Source organism: Albimonas pacifica, from assembly GCF_900113695.1.
Lineage (GTDB): Bacteria > Pseudomonadota > Alphaproteobacteria > Rhodobacterales > Rhodobacteraceae > Albimonas > Albimonas pacifica.
The window spans coordinates 487,498-502,679 of record NZ_FOQH01000001.1 but is presented as its reverse complement, the minus strand read 5'-3'; the positions used below and the strand labels follow the sequence as shown (position 1 = coordinate 502,679).

Below are 15,182 nucleotides of genomic sequence, written 5' to 3'. Positions count from 1 at the left end.
TTCCGCCGGTTCGCGCATCGAGGGCCCCACGGGTCGACCGGCCGCCCCGCTTTGTTCTGTGGTCGTCGACGGGACTCGGAATATCGCTAATCAGCCGATTAGTCAAAACGGAATCGCAAGGCGCGGAGCGCCCGCTTCCGCCGCCTCTTCATCGCGCGATGAATTCCCCGCTGGACAAGCCGCCCGCGGTCATGTCCCCTGCGCGGCGAACGGCCGGCCTGCCTGTCGGCCGGTGAAAACAAGATCGAGGAGGAGATCCCATGCCCGTCGTCGTCGCGACCATCAAGGTGAAGTCCGGCCAGGGCGCCGAGTTCGAGGCCGCCGCCAAGGAACTCGAGGCCGCCGTCAACGCCAACGAGGAGGGCTGCTCGCTCTACCGGCTCTGCAAGGGCGACGAGGCCGACACCTACGTCTTCGTCGAGCAGTATCGCGACGCCGCCGCGGTCGAGGCGCACCGCGCCTCGGATCACTTCAAGACCCTGGGGCGCAAGATGGGCGCCTTCATGGACGGCCCGCCCTCGATCCTGCGCCTGCAGGAGGTCTGAGCCGCCGCCGCGCCCCCGAGCGCGGCGCATCCCGAGGGGCGGTCCGGAGCGATCCGGGCCGCCCCTTGCGCATTCCGCGACGCCTTTTCGCGCACCGGCCGCCGCCCCTTCCGCGCGCCACGCCCGGTCGCTCTCGCATCGCGCGCCGGCTGCGTCCGCACGCCCCGTCCGGGCCGCATCCGCCTCCGCCCTGCCCGTCCCGACGGCGCCCGGCCGCTCGATCGCCCATCCCGTGGGCGCTCCGCCGCCGGGGAGCCCGGGGCGGCGCCTTCCCGCTTGACAGGCCCGTCAACCGCCCTCCGGAATGTTCGCAGTTGCAACATGAGGGATTGGAGGGGCGACCATGGCGATGGCAGGACTGGGCACCGAGGCCCAGCTCAAGGATCCGGACTATTTCCCGCCGCTGGCCAAGGCGGCGCCGCTGGGCGTGCAGCACGTGCTGTCGATGTTCGTCTCGAACGTCACGCCGGCGATCATCGTGGCGGGGGCGGCGGGCTTCGGCTTCGGCACGCCCGGCGTCGGCGAGCTGGTCTACATGATCCAGATGTCGATGCTGTTCGCGGGCGTGGCGACGCTGCTGCAGACCATCGGCATCGGGCCGGTGGGCGCGCGGCTGCCGATCGTGCAGGGCACCTCCTTCGCCTTCCTGCCGGTGATGATCCCGCTGGTGGCGGGCAAGGGCGTCGAGGCGATGGCCGTGGTCACCGGCGGCGTGCTGGCGGGCGGGCTGTTCCACGCCGTGCTCGGCCTCTTCATCGGCCGGCTGCGCTTCGCCCTGCCGCCGCTGGTCACGGGGCTGGTGGTGCTGATGATCGGGCTGGCGCTGGTCAAGGTCGGCATCCAGTACGCCGCCGGCGGCGTGCCGGCCATCGGGACCGAGGAATACGGCAGCGCGCAGAACTGGTTCGTGGCGCTGGTGGTGATCCTGGTCACGCTGGGGCTGAAGTTCTTCACCCACGGCATCTGGTCGCTGGGCGCGGTGCTGGCGGGGCTGGTCGCGGGCTACGTCGTCGCCTTCGCCTTCGGCATGGTCAGCTTCGCGAACGTCGGGCGCGCGGGCTGGTTCATGATCCCCGAGCCCTTCCACTTCGGCGTCGACTTCACCGTCTCGGCGGTGCTGGGCTTCTGCCTGATGGGGGTGATCTCGGCCATCGAGACCGTCGGCGACGTCTCGGGCATCTGCAAGGGCGGCGCGGGCCGCGAGGCGGAGACGCGCGAGATCACCGGCGCCACCTTCGCCGACGGCTTCGGTTCGGCCATCGCGGGGGTGTTCGGGGCGCTGCCCAACACCTCCTTCTCCCAGAACGTCGGCCTGATCGCGATCACCGGGGTGATGAGCCGCCACGTGGTGACGCTGGGCGCGCTGTTCCTGATCCTGTGCGGGCTGGTCCCCAAGGTCGGCGCGGTGATCTCCACCGTGCCGATCGAGGTGCTGGGCGGCGGCGTCATCGTGATGTTCGGCATGGTCTGCGCCTCCGGCGTCTCCATGCTGGCGGACGTGGACTGGGACCGCCGGGCGATGGTGATCTTCGGCGTCTCGCTCTCGGTGGGCCTCGGCCTGCAGCTCGAGCCCGGCGCCCTCCAGCACCTGCCCGAGACGCCGCGGATCCTGCTGACCTCGGGCCTGCTGCCGGCGGCGGGGCTGGCGATCGTGCTGAACCTGCTGCTGCCCTCGCCCCTGACCGAGGACCAGACCGAGGAGATCTCGGGCGGGCTCGCCGGACGCGCGCACGACTGAGGGGGCGAAGCGCCCCCCAGGGATGCGCTCCGCGCAGGCGGAGGGGGCGCCGCGACGACCGCGGCGCCCCTTGGCGTCGGGAAGGCCCGCGGCGCGCGGCGGGCGGGGCGCCGGGCCGGACGGCCGCCCCCTGCGGACCGGGCCCGGGGCGCGTCGGACAGGCCGCGCCGCGGGCGGACCGGCGCGGCCCGCGCGACGCCCGACGCGGCGCCTCCTGCCTCCGTCCCTGGCGCCCTTGGGGCCGGACGGGCGCGCGGGCGCGGCGGAAACGCTTGCACGGCGAACGATTTGGAGCGATGGGGGCGGGAAGCGCGGCGATGGCGCGGCCGGGTTGCGCCGGGCCGCAACTCATGGTTGATTGTCGCCCGCCCATGGACGCGGGAGCTCCGGATCCTTATGTCCTGATCGCCGGCGACGGGCGCCGTGCAGCAGGGAGACCCCGATGGGTCTGAGATTCTACCAGGTCGCCGTCTGGGCCTACGCCGCGCTCTACATCGGAGCGCTGGCGCTGCTGGCCATCGGCACCTTCGGCCTGTTCGGGCAGGAGCGCGATCCCCTGGCGGGCGTGTTCCTGATGCCGCTCGGCCTGCCCTGGACCCTGCTGATCGACGATCTGCCCCCGGCCGAGGCGCGCTGGGCCGCGATGACCGCGCCGCTGGCCAACCTGCTGCTGGTCGCCGCCATCCGCCGGACCTTCAGCCACGGCTGAGCCGCGTAGCCGGGCGCGCCCTCCCCCGGCTCCACTCCGCCCCGCATCGGCCCCTGCGGCCGCGCGCGGTCAGGCGAAGGCCAGCTTCTTCACGAAGCCCCGCGCGTCGCGGCGCAGGTCGGCGAAGGCCGGGTCGGCGCGCACCAGCTCCAGGCCCGCGCGCGCGGCCTCCATCTCGGGAACCGGGCGCGTCCGGCCCACCTCCTCGAGGTCGGCGAAGAACCGCTCGCGCCCCACCACCTGCGCGAGCCAGGCGTCGATGGGCGCGAACCGCTCCAGCATCAGCGCGCGATTGGCCTCGCCGAACATCTCCACCTCGGCGCTGGGGACGTAGTCCAGCCGCTTGCCCGAGCCGATCAGGTGCTCGCGCAGCAGCTTCGCCGCCCCGCCCGGCAGCTCGAGGTTGCCGCGCCGCGCGATCTCCATCGCCGCCAGCGGCAGCGAGGGGTTGGAATCCGCCACCTCCACCAGTCCCTCGGGCCACTCCAGCCCCGAGGTCGCCATGAAGTCGGGGACCGAGCCGCCCGAGGCCAGAACCTGCGCGTAGTCGCGCAGCGCGAACTCGGCCCTGGGGAAGGTCTCGACCCACTTGCCCAGCATCCGGCGGTAGTTGAAGTGGATCGAGCCGAAATGCTCCTCCAGCCCGTCCTCGCGCAGCGCGCGCAGGTGGTGGCCGAACTTCAGCCGCTGCCCGTGCCAGGAGGTGACGTAGCTGTCCGGCCGACGCAGGGTGCACACGATGCGCACGTTGGCCTTGGGGAACAGCGTCTTCAGCCGCTTGAGCAGCCGCGGCGGCATCGGCGCGAAGTTCGCGAAGACCTCCGAGCACAGCACCACGGCCCGGGGGCGGATCGTCTCCGCCTGCTGGCGGATCGCACGGATCATCTGGCCCGAGGGCGGCAGCTTCTGGTGCCAGGGCGGCACCTCGCGCCGCTCGGCGCTCTCGGCCATCATCTTGAAGGCGAGGGCGTTGTGCGCCTCGCGCACGTTGATCGGGTTGGTGGCGCCGGGCTCCGCCTCGCCGCGGAGCGCGGTGGCGAGGTTGCTCGCCAGCCCCTGCATCTCGACGGCGGGATAGAGGATGCCGGCCCGCGCCAGCGCCAGCCAGTTGGTCGACAGCCAGCTCTGCAGCGAGCTCGAGCCCACCTTGTGGTGGCCCATGAAGATGACGAGATCCACGTTTCTCCCCCGAATGGCCCGCTCCGGCGCCGTCGATCAGTCCGCGTCCGCCTCCGGATCGCCGCCGCCGCCTTTCCGGCCGCCGCCGCCGCCGCGGGCCTTGCGCAGCTGCCGCTTGGCCCGGCGCAGGTCCGCGGCGTCGGCGGCGAAGACCTCGGCCATGGCCTCGATCCGGCGCAGCTCGCCCGCGTCGTACCAGCGCTCGGGCGAGACGTCCTGGGGCGTCTCGAGCGCGGTCTCGGCGGCGCGGTCGAAGGCGGCCTCCATCGGGCCCGGCGCGCCGCCGCCGCCGAAGAACTCGGCGTCGAGGATCCGCGCGTCCTCGAGATAGGCCGCGCGCACCCGCTCCAGCAGGCCCGCGTCGAGGCGCAGCTTGTCGCCCGGGCGCCCGCAGGACTGCAGCGCGCGGGCGGCGCGGCGGCCGACCTGCTGGGGAAGCTGGCGCGTGCGGTGCAGCGCGCGCAGCCAGGCGAGGTCCTGGACCGAGACGCTCTCGTTGGCCTGCATGCCCCCGCCCGCGCCGTCGTCGACCGTGAAGGGCCGGCCCTGGGTCGCGAAGTCGAGGAAGTCGTGCACCACGTCGCCGTCCTTGAGCACCTCGCGGATCATCGGGCGCACCTCGTAGCGGTCGCCGAAGACCTCGCGCCAGCGGCGCAGGCGCGGCGCATAGTTGAAGCGGCCGCGGCCGAGCACGCGGTCGTGGAACTCGTCGAGCGAGCCCTTGAACTGACCGAGCTTGGTGCGCTCCTGGAAGCTGGACAGCACCCGTTCGGCATGGGGGCGGACATAGGCGATCAGGCGCGCGTCGGGGGCGAGGTCGGGCAGGAAGCGCTCGAGCGTGCGCTGCATCAGGGCGGGGTCCACGAATTCGAACCACTCGCCCGAGAGAATGCCGAGGTCCGCGTCCGAGGCCGCCAGCCGCCGGTTCACCCGCCCCCATATCGGCGCGCGCGAGGCCTTCAGCTTGGGCTTGTGGAGCGTCGAGGCGAGGATGCAGTGGTGCAGCCGGTCGGGGTCGACCGGGTAGGTCCAGCTCAGGCCCTCGGCCGACCAGGCGCCCTGCTTGAGCACGTTCTGGATCGCCGTCGTCCCGGTCTTGCAGTCGCCCAGGTGGATCAGCAGTCTGTCGGTCACGGTCGTCCTCGCATGGCGGGCGCGCAGGGTCGCGGAGGCGTTCGGGTCGCCCGACTGCTAAGCGATGCGCGCGGCCGGCTCAACCCGCCGCGCGCAGGCGCGCAGGCCCGCCCCCCCGGACGCGACGACGCGGGCGCCTGCGGACAGGCGCGCCGGCGGACCCGCCTGCGGGGCGGCATGCCGCGGAGGGGCGGCGGACGCAGGTCGACGGGGGGGCTTGCCGGGGCCGCGGCGGGCGGTCTACCAGACGAGCCCGAGCACCCGCCCCCTTTTCCCCGGCCATTACGGGCCCGAAACAGGCGAGCATATGGAAGCGAACTCCACAGCCGCGACGGCTTCCGCCGGGACGGAGACCACGACGCCCGAGCGCAGCGCGTCGGACGCCGGCTGGATCCTGGCCCAGCGGCTGGTATTCCCGGACCCGACGGTGAACTCGCGCATCCGCCTGTTCTGCCACGGCGTGCGGGGCGCGGGACATGACGACGGGCGCAAGGCCTATTTCGCCAAGCCCGGGGCCCGGCTCAAGTTCGACAGCTATTTCAACAGCTTCCACGCGGCGGCCATGGACATCGGCCCCCGCGATTCGGTGATGCTGCGCGTCGAGGGCGAGGGCGTGGCGCTGCTGAAGGTGCACATGGCCCGGCCGCTGCACAGCGACGAGACGCTGCTCTCGACCGTGATCCGGCTGAAGCCGGGGCGGCCGCTGGACCTGGCCCTGCCCCCGATCCGCGACGCCGGCGTGATCCACCTGCGCTTCAACGCGCGCACGCGTCTGCACGTGACCCGCACCGACTGGCTGGTGCAGTCGCCCCGCGCGCGGCACGTCAAGATCGGCGCGGTGATCACCACCTTCAAGCGCAACGACGCGGTGCAGGCCTCGACCGAGCGGCTGGCGCGGTACCTGGAGACCAACCCCGACATCGGCGACCGGCTGTCGCTGATCGTGGTCGACAACGGCGGCGACACCGACGCGGCGCCCGGCGCGCGGGTGATCAAGAACCGCAACCTCGGCGGCGCCGGCGGCTTCACCCGCGGCCTGCTCGAGCATCGCGAGGACCCGGATGTCACCCATGTCCTGTTCATGGACGACGACGCCGAGTTCTTCCCCGAGAATCTGCGCCGCACGCTCGCCACGCTGCGGCTGGCGCGGGCGAAGAACACCGCCGTCGCCGGCACCATGCTGCCCGCCGCCAAGCGCTGGCAGGTGTGGGAGAACACGGCGATCTTCGACAAGCTGTGCCGGCCGATCCTGCAGGGGCTGAACCTGCGCCGGTTCGAGAACGTGCTCGAGCTCGCCCGCCCCCTGACCGGGGTGCAGGGGCGCTATGCGGGGTGGTGGTACTTCTGCTTCCCGCTGAGCCACGTCAAACGGCTGGCCTTCCCCTTCTTCGTGCGCGGCGACGACGTGTGGTTCTCGCTCGCCAACGACTTCGACATCCGCACGGTGCTGGGGGTGTGCTCGCACCAGGACGACTTCGTCTCCAAGCGCAGCCCGCTGACCGCCTATCTCGACGCGCGCTACCACGTGATCCAGATGCTGGCGCACGACGGGCTGCCGTCCGACGAGGCGACGCTGAAGGACCAGCTGACCTTCCTCTATCGCCAGTGGAACGAGAGCTACCACTACGGCGCCGCCGCCGCGGTGATCGAGGCGATCGAGGACGTGTGCAAGGGCCCGGAGTTCTTCGACGAGGATCCCGAGATGTCGGCCAAGCGCGCCCGCATCAAGGAGATCGGCGGCGAGGAGGCGAACCTGCACAAGCTGAAGTGGCGCAGGTCCGGCAACACCGGCGTGGCGCCGGCCAAGCACACCTCGAAGCCGTTCCAGATCCTGCGCAAGCTGACCTTCAACGGGCACCGCTGGATCCCGAAGTCGTTCTTCTACTCGAAGACCGGGCGCTTCGACATGGACACCCGTGCGCGGCCCAACCAGGTGTTCCTGCGGGAGAATTGCCTGGTGGTGGATGCGCAGACGGGCATCGGCTACCGGCTGAAGCGCGATCCCAAGCGGTTCTTCGAGAACCGCCGCCGGTTCGAGGCGGCGTTCCGGCAGCTCGCCGCGAAGCTGCCGGAGCTGCGCAAGGCCTACAAGATCGACAACGTCTCCCAGATCACCGAGGCGGCCTGGCGCAAGCGCCTCGGCCTCTGAGCGGTCCGCCCAGGCCCCGCGTCGGAGGCGCCGCGTCGGCCCGCGCGCCTGCCGCCCGGGCGCGCCCGCGGCGCGGGGCGGGCGGCGCGCCCGGGGCCCGGGGGCCCCGGGGCGGGGCGTCGCGCGGTCCGTCTCAGGACATCGCCTGCCGCGCGCGCCGCGGGCCGGGCCGGCGGCCCGGGCGCCCCTGCGGGCCGCGTCAGGCGCGGGCGCGCCGGATTCACGCGCTGCATCGCACAATCGACGCTTGACGCAGCGCGCCCGGCTCGGCACGCTGGTTAAACGTTTAATCCGGTCGACAGGCGCGCAGAGATGCGGGAGATGACCCTCCAGACCATCGCCGAGGAGTTCGGGGTCTCGTCGGCCACCGTCTCGAACGCGCTGTCGGGCAAGGGGCGGGTGTCCGCGGACCTCGCCCGCCGGATCCGCGCGCGGGCGGCGGAGATCGGCTACGCGCCCTCGCCCCCGGCGCGGGCGCTGCGGACGGGACGCACGGGGGTGATCGGGCTGGTGCTGGCGGACCTCTCCAACCCGCTGTTTCCGCGCTATGCGCGGGCGGTGGACGCGGCGGCGGAGGCGGCGGGCTACGGCGTGCTGATCGCCGATTCCCACGGCGACGTCGGCGCCCAGACCGCGGCGCTGCAACGGCTGGTGCGCCGCGGCGCGGACGGGATCGTGGTGGTGCCCCGGCGCGGCACGCGGGTGCTGGAGCTCGAGGTGCCGCTGGCCGTGATCGACGCGCCCTCCACGCCGGGCAACACCATCTGCGCCGACCATCGCGGCGGCGGCGCGGCGCTGGCGGCCCGGCTGCTGGCGCTCGGCCACCGCAGCCTCGTCCTGGTCGGCGCCAACCGCGATTCCAACGTCCAGCGCGAGCGGATCGGGGGCATGGCCGCGGCCCTCGCCGCCGCCGGCGCGCAGGCCCGCACGATCTGGCTCGAGGATGCGCCCGCCCCGGACTTCCCGGCGCTGGCGCGCGAGGGCGCGACCGCCTTCCTCGCCACCTCCGACCTGCATGCGCTGACCGTGCTGACCGCGCTGCAGCGCGCGGGCCTCGCCGTGCCGGCGCAGGCCAGCGTGGCGGGGTTCGACGACCTCGCCTTCTCGGCCGCGGTCTCGCCCGCGCTGACCACCATGGCCCAGGACGTCGACGCCGTGGCGCGGGGGGCGCTCGCCGCCCTCTCGGCCCGGATCGCGGGCCGGGCCGCGCCGCCGGAGGCGGCCGTTGCGATGACGCTGATCGAGCGCGAGTCCACCGGACCCGCGCCCGCGACCCCAGGCAATCTCTGACAGGGAGACGACAGATGAAGACGACCGCAGCCCTTCTCGCCGGCGCCTCGGCGCTGGTCCTCGCAGGCCAGGCCCAGGCGCAGGACAAGACCCTGACCATCTCGGTCTATTCCTTCGCCCAGGACGAGTTCAAAACCATCGTCTACGACCCGTTCGAGGAGATCTGCGGCTGCGAGCTGGTCGTGGAGACCGGCAACTCGGTCGAGCGTATGTCGAAGATCGAGGCCAACGCCGCCGCTCCGGTGATCGACATGGCGGTGCTGTCCGCCCACGACGCGCTGGCGCTGGCGCGCAAGGACCTGATCGCGCCGGTTCCGGTGGATCAGCTCTCGAACTACGACAAGCTCTACGACGTCGCCAAGGACCCGCTGGGGGACAACCTGGCGGTGGGCTACACGTTCTACGCGACCTCGATCGTCTACCGCTCCGACAAGGTGACGGTGGAGAGCTGGGCCGACCTGCTGGGCCCCGAGCTCGCCGGCAACGTCGCCCTGCCCGACGTGACCACCAACCAGGGCCCGCCGGCGCTGCACATGATCGGCAAGGCGATGGGCGACCAGGACCCCTCGCTGACCGCGCCGATCGAGGCGGTGGCCGGCCACAAGGACGAGATCGTGACCTTCTACGTCCGCTCCTCCCAGCTCGCGCAGCTGATGCAGCAGGAGGAGATCTGGGCCGCGCCCGTGGGCCGCTTCGCCTGGGCGAGCTTCAAGGACAACGGCCTGCCGATGGCCTGGGCCACCCCGAAGGAGGGCCAGACCGGCGGCCTGAACGTGATGGTGCTGACCAAGGGCTCGGCGAACCAGGAGCTGGCGCTGCAGTTCATGGACTTCTGGCTCTCGACCCCCATCCAGCAGGCGCTGGCCGAGGCGCTGGTCGACAGCCCCGCCAACGCCGAGGTCCAGGTCTCGGACGAGGTGGCCGAGAACCTGACCTACGGGGCCGAGACGGTGAAGTCGCTCGACCTGATCCCGCCGGCGGTGATGCTCGACAACCGCGAGAGCTGGCTGGAGCAGTGGAACGCCAAGGTGGCGCAGTAAGCGCCTTCGGGCGCCCCTGGCAGGGGGCGCCCGGACCTGCCCGGGGATGGCGCATCGAGATGCGCCCTACGGGCTTCGTAGGGCGCATTTCAATGCGCCGCTCCCCCGACCTCTCGAAAGGCCCCCGATGTTCTCCAGCCGAGCCGAAGGCCTGGCCCTGACCCTGCCCGCGGCGGTCTTCGCCGCGGCCCTGTTCCTGCTGCCCGTGGGCATCCTGCTGTCGGAGGCCTTCCGCACAGCAGAGGGCGGCTGGACCCTGATGGGCTATTGGGAGTTCTTCTCCTCGGGCCGCAACCAGACCGTGTTCCTGCGTTCGCTGAAGCTGGCGGCCGAGGTCACCGCCGTCGCGGCCGTAATCGGCTACGCCGCCGCCTATTCCATCGTGACCCTGCCGAAGACCGCCCGCGGCCGCGTCTTCGGCCTGGTGATCCTGCCGCTGATGATCTCGCCGGTGGCGCGCACCTACGCCTGGCTGGTGATCCTGGGCAGAACGGGTTTCGTGAACGAGGCTCTGGTCTCGCTCGGGATCGTGGATTCCCCCCTGCGCATCCTGTTCACCGAAACCGCGGTGTTCATCGGCCTCCTGCAGCTGTTCCTGCCGCTGATGGTCATCGCGCTGGTCTCGGCGATGGAGAACATGCCCCGCGACGCGATCCCCGCCGCCCGCGTGCTGGGCGCCAACTGGGCGCAGGTGTTCCTCAAGGTGATCCTGCCGCTGACGCGCGAGGGGCTGGTGATCGGCGGCACGCTGGTCTTCACCGGCTCGCTGACCGCCTACATCACGCCGGCCATCCTGGGCGGCTCGAAGGTGCTGATGCTCGAAACCCTGCTCTACCAGCGCGTGACGGTGGCGAACGACTTCGTCTCGGCCTCGGTCATCGCCATGATCCTGATCGTGATGAGCTTTTCCGCGAACCTGCTGCTCAAGCGCATGGCCACCGCCCGCCGCTCGAGGGCCGCGTCATGAGCCCCCGTCTCGCCGCCTGGGCGGTCCTGGCGCTGGTCCTGACCTTCCTGATCGGGCCGTTCGTGATCATCATCCTGGCGGGGCTTTCGGCCGGCAACAGCCTCGCCTTCCCGCCGCAGGGGATCTCCCTGCAATGGTATCTCAAGGTCTTCACCATCGAGAGCTTCCAGGCCTCGTTCGGCATGTCGATGTTCCTCGCGGTCTTCGGCACGCTGGCGGCGCTGGGCCTCGGGATCCCGGCGGCCTACGGGCTGAACCGCTACAAGGTGCCGGGGGCCGAGACGGTGCGGCTGGTCGTCTCCGCCCCGATCATCGTGCCGGGGATCATCGTGGGCCTGGGCCTGCTGCGCTATCTGGTGATCCCCACCGGCATCGGGATCACGCTGGCGCTGTTCCTCGCCCATACCGCGCTGATCCTGCCCTATGCGGTGCGGGTGGTCTCGGCCTCGATCGAGAACCTTCGCACCGACATCGAGGAGGCGGCCGTCCTGCTCGGCTGCACCCGCTTCGGGGCCTTCCGCAAGGTGGTGCTGCCCAACATCCGCGGCGGGGTGCTGGCGGCCTTCATCCTGGGCTTCGTGACCTCGTTCAACCAGGTGCCGGTGTCGCTGTTCCTGTCGGGTCCCGGCGTGCGGACGCTGCCCGTCGACATGATCGCCTACATGGAGATCAACTACGACCCGTCGGTCGCCGCGCTCTCGGCCCTGCTGGCCTTCATGTCCGTCGCCATCGTCTTCGCGGCGGAGAAATTCCTGGGGTTCTCCAAGTATGTCTGACTTCCTCACGCTCCAGGACCTGACGCTGGCCTATGGCGGCACGGTCGCGGTGGACCGCCTGAACCTCTCGATCCGGCAAGGGGAGCTGATCGCCCTGCTGGGCCCCTCGGGCTGCGGCAAGACCACCACCATGCGCTCCATCGCGGGGCTGCTGACGCCGAAGTCGGGGACCATCCGGCTGGATGGCCGCGACATCACCCGGCTGGCGCCCTCCCGGCGCGAGGTGGGGCTGGTGTTCCAGTCCTACGCCCTCTTCCCCCACCTGACGGTCTTCGAGAACGTGGCCTTCGGCCTGCGCCTGCGCCGCGAGAAGGACCTGGACGCCAAGGTGCGCGCCGGCCTCGCCACCGTCGGCCTCTCGGACTTCGCCGACCGGGCGCCTGCGGCGCTGTCGGGCGGCCAGCAGCAGCGCGTGGCGCTGGCCCGCTCCCTGGTGATGAACCCCAAGGTGCTGCTGCTGGACGAGCCGCTGTCGAACCTCGACGCCCGCCTGCGCCTGGAGATGCGCCTGGAACTCCAGCGCGTGCAGCGCGAGACCGGCGTCACCATGGTCTTCGTCACCCACGACCAGGCCGAGGCCCTGGCGCTGGCCGACCGCATCGTGGTGATGCGCGACGGCGCCATCGAGCAGGTGGGCGCCCCCGAGGAGATCTGGACCGCCCCGGCTTCGGCCTTCGTCGCCGACTTCGTGGGCTTCGAGACGATCCTGCCGGACCCCGAGACCGGCGGCGCCCTCGCCTGGCGCCCCGCCGCGGTGTCGCTGGGCCACGGCCCCCACACCGGCGCCGTGCGCGGCGTCTCCTTCGCCGGCGCCGCACGCGAATACGTGCTCGACACGCCGCTGGGCGTGGTGAAGGCCGAGACGCCGGCCTCCGAGCCCCCCCTGCCGCTGGGCGCCGAGGTCGCCTTCGACCTCCCGCGGGAGACCGCCGCCCGCCTGCCGGGGACGCTGTGATGGGCGTGTGGATCGACACGGACATGAGCGTGGACGACGTCTTCGCCATCCTGCTCCTGCAGGGGCGGGTCGAGATCGACGGCCTGTCGCTCGGCTTCGGCGTCGCCCCCCTGCCCCGCGCCCGCCTGAACGCCGCCGGCGCGGCGTCCGCCTTCGGCTGGTCCTTCGCGATGACGCAGGGCGCCGACCGCGCCGTCCTCGGCGGGCAGGAGCATGCGACCCGCATCCTGGGCGAGACCGGCATCCGCTCCCGCGGAAAAACCCTGCCCGAGGTCGAGGCCCCGCCCCTCCCCCCCGCCCTCCCCGCCCTCTCGGCCTGGCTGGAAGCGCAGGAGCAGGCCACGATCCTCGCGCTGGGCCCCCTGACCAACCTCGCGGCGCTGGCGCTGGCCCGCCCCGATCTGCTGCCCCGCATCGAGCGGATCGTGTGGATGGGCGGCGGCGTCACCTCCGGCAACCACACGGCCTCGGCCGAGTACAACGCCATCGCCGACCCGGAGGCGCTGGCGATCCTGATCGCCCGAGGCGTCCCGATCCGCATGATCGACCTCGACGCCTGCCGCCGCGTGCAGATCGCCGAGGAGGACGTGACCGCCCTGCGCGCCGCCCCCGGCCCCAACGCGGGACTGCTGGCGGACCTTCTCGGCGGCTATCTCGACATCGCGCTCGAGCGGGGCCGCCCGACCATGGCCCTCTACGACCCCATCGCCGCCGCGGCCGTGCTCCGTCCCGACCTCTTCCGCTTCCGCTCCGTGCGCCTCGACGCCGAGCTGGGCGGCCTCCACACCCGAGGCCGCACCGTGGTCGAGACCCGCCACCCCGACACCCACAACGCCGAGATCGCCGAGGACCTCGACGCCCCCGCCGTGAAGGCCCTCTGCCTCGCCGCCCTGGTGGAGGCCGCATGAGCGAGCCCCACGACCTCGACGACGCGGCCCTGCGCGACCGCGCCGTCGCCGCCGCCCGCGGCGACGCGCCCTTCGACCTGCTGATCCTCGGCGGCCAGGTCGCCGACGTCGCGATGCAGGAGCTGCGCCCCGCCGACGTGGGCGTCGTCGGCCCCCTGATCGCCTCGGTCCACGCCCCCGGCGCCCGCGCCGACGCCGCGCGCACGATCGACGCCGCCGGCCTGATCGTCGCCCCCGGCCTGATCGACGCGCACATGCACGTCGAAAGCTCGATGGTCACGCCCGCGGTCTACGCGCAGGCCGTCCTGCCCCGCGGAACCACCACCGTCGTCTGGGACCCGCACGAGTTCGGCAACGTCGCCGGCCTCGAAGGCGTCGACTGGGCCGTGGCCGAGGCCGCCCGCTCCCCCCTGCGGATCCTGCCGCTGGCCCCGTCCTGCGTCCCCTCCGCGCCGGGCTACGAGACCGCCGGCGCCGACTTCGGCCCTGCCGAGATCGGCCTGCTGCTCGCCCGCCCCGGGATCCACGGCCTGGCCGAGGTCATGGACATGGCCGCCGTCACCTCCCGCGCGCCGCGGATGCGCGGCATCGTGCAGGCCGGGCTCGCCTCCAGCAAACCCGTCTGCGGCCACGCCCGCGGCCTGACCGGCCCCTCCCTGCAGGCCTACGCCGCCGCCGGCGTGACCTCGGACCACGAGCTGACCTCCGCCGACGACCTCCTCGAGAAACTGCGCGCCGGCCTGTGGGTGGAGCTGCGCGGCTCCCACCCCCATCTCCTCCCCGAGATCGCCCGGGCGCTGGCCGCCCTGCCCGCCTGCCCGCCCACGCTGACGCTCTGCACCGACGACGTCTTCCCCGACGACCTGCTGCAATCGGGCGGCCTCGACGCCCTCCTCCGCCGCCTGGTCGCCGAGGGTTTTCCAGCCCTGCGCGCCCTCCAGGCCGCCACCTTCAACGCCGCCCAGCGGCTGGGCCGGAGCGACCTCGGCCTCGTCGCCCCCGGCCGCCGCGCGGACCTGGCGCTGTTGCGGGACCTGCGGGACTTCGCCCCCGCCCACGTCCTGCGCGACGGCCGCCCCCCGAGCCTCCCGGTCCCCGCCGCCCCGCGCCCCGACTTCGGCGCCCCGAGCCTTCCCCGCTTCGCTCCCGCCGACTTCGAGACCGCGGCGGCCGGCCCCAAAGCCCGCATCGCCGTCATCGACCGCCCCCGCTTCACCGAATGGGCGGAGCGCGAGGTCCCCGTCCGCGACGGCCGCCTCGCCCTGCCCCCTGAGCTGACCCGCATCGCCGTGATCCACCGCCACGGCCACGCCCCGGCGGTCCCGCGCATCGGCTTCCTGGGGAACTGGGGCGAGTGGCGCGGCGCCTTCGCCACGACCGTCAGCCACGACAGCCACAACCTCACGGTCTTCGGCCACGACCCCGCGGACCTCGCCGCCGCCGCCAACGCGCTGGCCGAGACCGGCGGCGGCATGGCCGTCGTCCGGAACGGAGAGGTCGCGGCCCTACTCCCCCTCCCCATCGCCGGCCTCGTCTCCGACGCCCCCCTCGCGGAGGTCGCGCAGGCCTTCCAGCGGGTGCGCGAGGCGATGGAGGCGGTGGTCGACTGGCAGCCCCCCTACCTGGTCTTCAAGGCGCTGGTCGGCGCGACGCTGGCGTGCAACGCCGGCCCCCACCAGACCGACCTGGGCATCGCCGACCCGCAGGCGGGCCGCCTGCTGACTTCCCCGGTCCTGGAGGATGGGCTGGCCTAGCGCCCGCCCGGCGCCGCCGCGCCCGATGCGGACCGCGA

The 15,182-nt window shown here is 72.7% G+C and carries 13 protein-coding genes; 11 read left to right on the top strand and 2 right to left on the bottom strand.

Annotated elements, in window-relative coordinates; genetic code table 11:
* The first annotated feature begins 260 nt into the window (after positions 1-260).
* From BM064_RS02015 to BM064_RS02005, 3 genes are all read left to right on the top strand, one after another.
* On the top strand, positions 261-545 hold the full coding sequence (locus BM064_RS02015) for a putative quinol monooxygenase (protein WP_092857300.1): 285 nt from the start codon (positions 261-263) through the stop codon (positions 543-545).
* Positions 546-888: 343 nt separating this feature from the next.
* Positions 889-2,283, top strand: coding sequence for a uracil-xanthine permease family protein (locus tag BM064_RS02010; RefSeq protein ID WP_092857298.1), 1,395 nt, complete (start codon positions 889-891; stop codon positions 2,281-2,283).
* 442 nt (positions 2,284-2,725) lie between these two features.
* Positions 2,726-2,992: a hypothetical protein gene (locus BM064_RS02005; RefSeq protein ID WP_092857296.1), complete on the top strand. Its 267-nt coding sequence runs from the start codon at positions 2,726-2,728 to the stop codon at positions 2,990-2,992.
* Between the two features lie 69 nt (positions 2,993-3,061).
* Here BM064_RS02005 and BM064_RS02000 read toward each other — a convergent pair whose 3' ends face one another.
* Positions 3,062-4,171, bottom strand: coding sequence for a hypothetical protein (locus BM064_RS02000; protein WP_092857294.1), 1,110 nt, complete (start codon positions 4,169-4,171; stop codon positions 3,062-3,064).
* Between the two features lie 36 nt (positions 4,172-4,207).
* Entirely contained in the window at positions 4,208-5,305 is a 1,098-nt protein-coding gene (locus tag BM064_RS01995) for a hypothetical protein (RefSeq protein ID WP_092857292.1), read from the bottom strand.
* A gap of 307 nt (positions 5,306-5,612) precedes the next feature.
* On the opposite strand from BM064_RS01995, the gene BM064_RS01990 reads away from it, so the two are divergent.
* From BM064_RS01990 to BM064_RS01955, 8 genes are all read left to right on the top strand, one after another.
* A complete protein-coding gene (locus BM064_RS01990) occupies positions 5,613-7,454 on the top strand; it encodes a glycosyltransferase family 2 protein (protein WP_177236113.1) in 1,842 nt (613 codons plus the stop codon).
* A gap of 321 nt (positions 7,455-7,775) precedes the next feature.
* Positions 7,776-8,744 carry a LacI family DNA-binding transcriptional regulator gene (locus BM064_RS01985; RefSeq protein WP_218160920.1) on the top strand — a complete coding sequence of 323 codons (969 nt, stop codon included), beginning with the start codon at positions 7,776-7,778 and terminating at the stop codon, positions 8,742-8,744.
* 14 nt (positions 8,745-8,758) lie between these two features.
* Positions 8,759-9,784, top strand: coding sequence for an ABC transporter substrate-binding protein (locus BM064_RS01980; protein WP_092857286.1), 1,026 nt, complete (start codon positions 8,759-8,761; stop codon positions 9,782-9,784).
* A 127-nt stretch (positions 9,785-9,911) separates the two neighbouring features.
* On the top strand, positions 9,912-10,751 hold the full coding sequence (locus BM064_RS01975; RefSeq protein ID WP_092857284.1) for an ABC transporter permease: 840 nt from the start codon (positions 9,912-9,914) through the stop codon (positions 10,749-10,751).
* Complete coding sequence (locus tag BM064_RS01970) at positions 10,748-11,527, top strand: ABC transporter permease (protein WP_092857282.1); 780 nt, start codon at positions 10,748-10,750, stop codon at positions 11,525-11,527. Before BM064_RS01975 ends, BM064_RS01970 begins: the two co-directional genes overlap by 4 nt.
* Positions 11,520-12,482 (top strand): ABC transporter ATP-binding protein, encoded by a 963-nt coding sequence (locus BM064_RS01965; RefSeq protein WP_092857280.1) that lies wholly within the window; start codon positions 11,520-11,522, stop codon positions 12,480-12,482. Before BM064_RS01970 ends, BM064_RS01965 begins: the two co-directional genes overlap by 8 nt.
* Positions 12,482-13,390, top strand: coding sequence for a nucleoside hydrolase (locus BM064_RS01960; protein ID WP_092857278.1), 909 nt, complete (start codon positions 12,482-12,484; stop codon positions 13,388-13,390). The genes BM064_RS01965 and BM064_RS01960 overlap by 1 nt, the downstream gene beginning before the upstream one ends.
* Positions 13,387-15,144 (top strand): adenine deaminase, encoded by a 1,758-nt coding sequence (locus BM064_RS01955; protein WP_092857276.1) that lies wholly within the window; start codon positions 13,387-13,389, stop codon positions 15,142-15,144. Before BM064_RS01960 ends, BM064_RS01955 begins: the two co-directional genes overlap by 4 nt.
* Positions 15,145-15,182: the final 38 nt, after the last annotated feature.

Excerpts from the sequence above, each read along its gene's own strand:
- BM064_RS01990 (WP_177236113.1), top strand. The coding sequence starts at position 5,613 with ATGGAAGCGAACTCCACAGCCGCGACGGCTTCCGCCGGGACGGAGACC.
- BM064_RS02005 (WP_092857296.1), top strand. The coding sequence starts at position 2,726 with ATGGGTCTGAGATTCTACCAGGTCGCCGTCTGGGCCTACGCCGCGCTC.
- BM064_RS01955 (WP_092857276.1), top strand. The coding sequence starts at position 13,387 with ATGAGCGAGCCCCACGACCTCGACGACGCGGCCCTGCGCGACCGCGCC.
- BM064_RS01960 (WP_092857278.1), top strand. The coding sequence starts at position 12,482 with ATGGGCGTGTGGATCGACACGGACATGAGCGTGGACGACGTCTTCGCC.
- BM064_RS02015 (WP_092857300.1), top strand. The coding sequence starts at position 261 with ATGCCCGTCGTCGTCGCGACCATCAAGGTGAAGTCCGGCCAGGGCGCC.
- BM064_RS01985 (WP_218160920.1), top strand. The coding sequence starts at position 7,776 with ATGACCCTCCAGACCATCGCCGAGGAGTTCGGGGTCTCGTCGGCCACC.
- BM064_RS01965 (WP_092857280.1), top strand. The coding sequence starts at position 11,520 with ATGTCTGACTTCCTCACGCTCCAGGACCTGACGCTGGCCTATGGCGGC.
- BM064_RS01980 (WP_092857286.1), top strand. The coding sequence starts at position 8,759 with ATGAAGACGACCGCAGCCCTTCTCGCCGGCGCCTCGGCGCTGGTCCTC.
- BM064_RS01975 (WP_092857284.1), top strand. The coding sequence starts at position 9,912 with ATGTTCTCCAGCCGAGCCGAAGGCCTGGCCCTGACCCTGCCCGCGGCG.
- BM064_RS01970 (WP_092857282.1), top strand. The coding sequence starts at position 10,748 with ATGAGCCCCCGTCTCGCCGCCTGGGCGGTCCTGGCGCTGGTCCTGACC.
- BM064_RS02010 (WP_092857298.1), top strand. The coding sequence starts at position 889 with ATGGCGATGGCAGGACTGGGCACCGAGGCCCAGCTCAAGGATCCGGAC.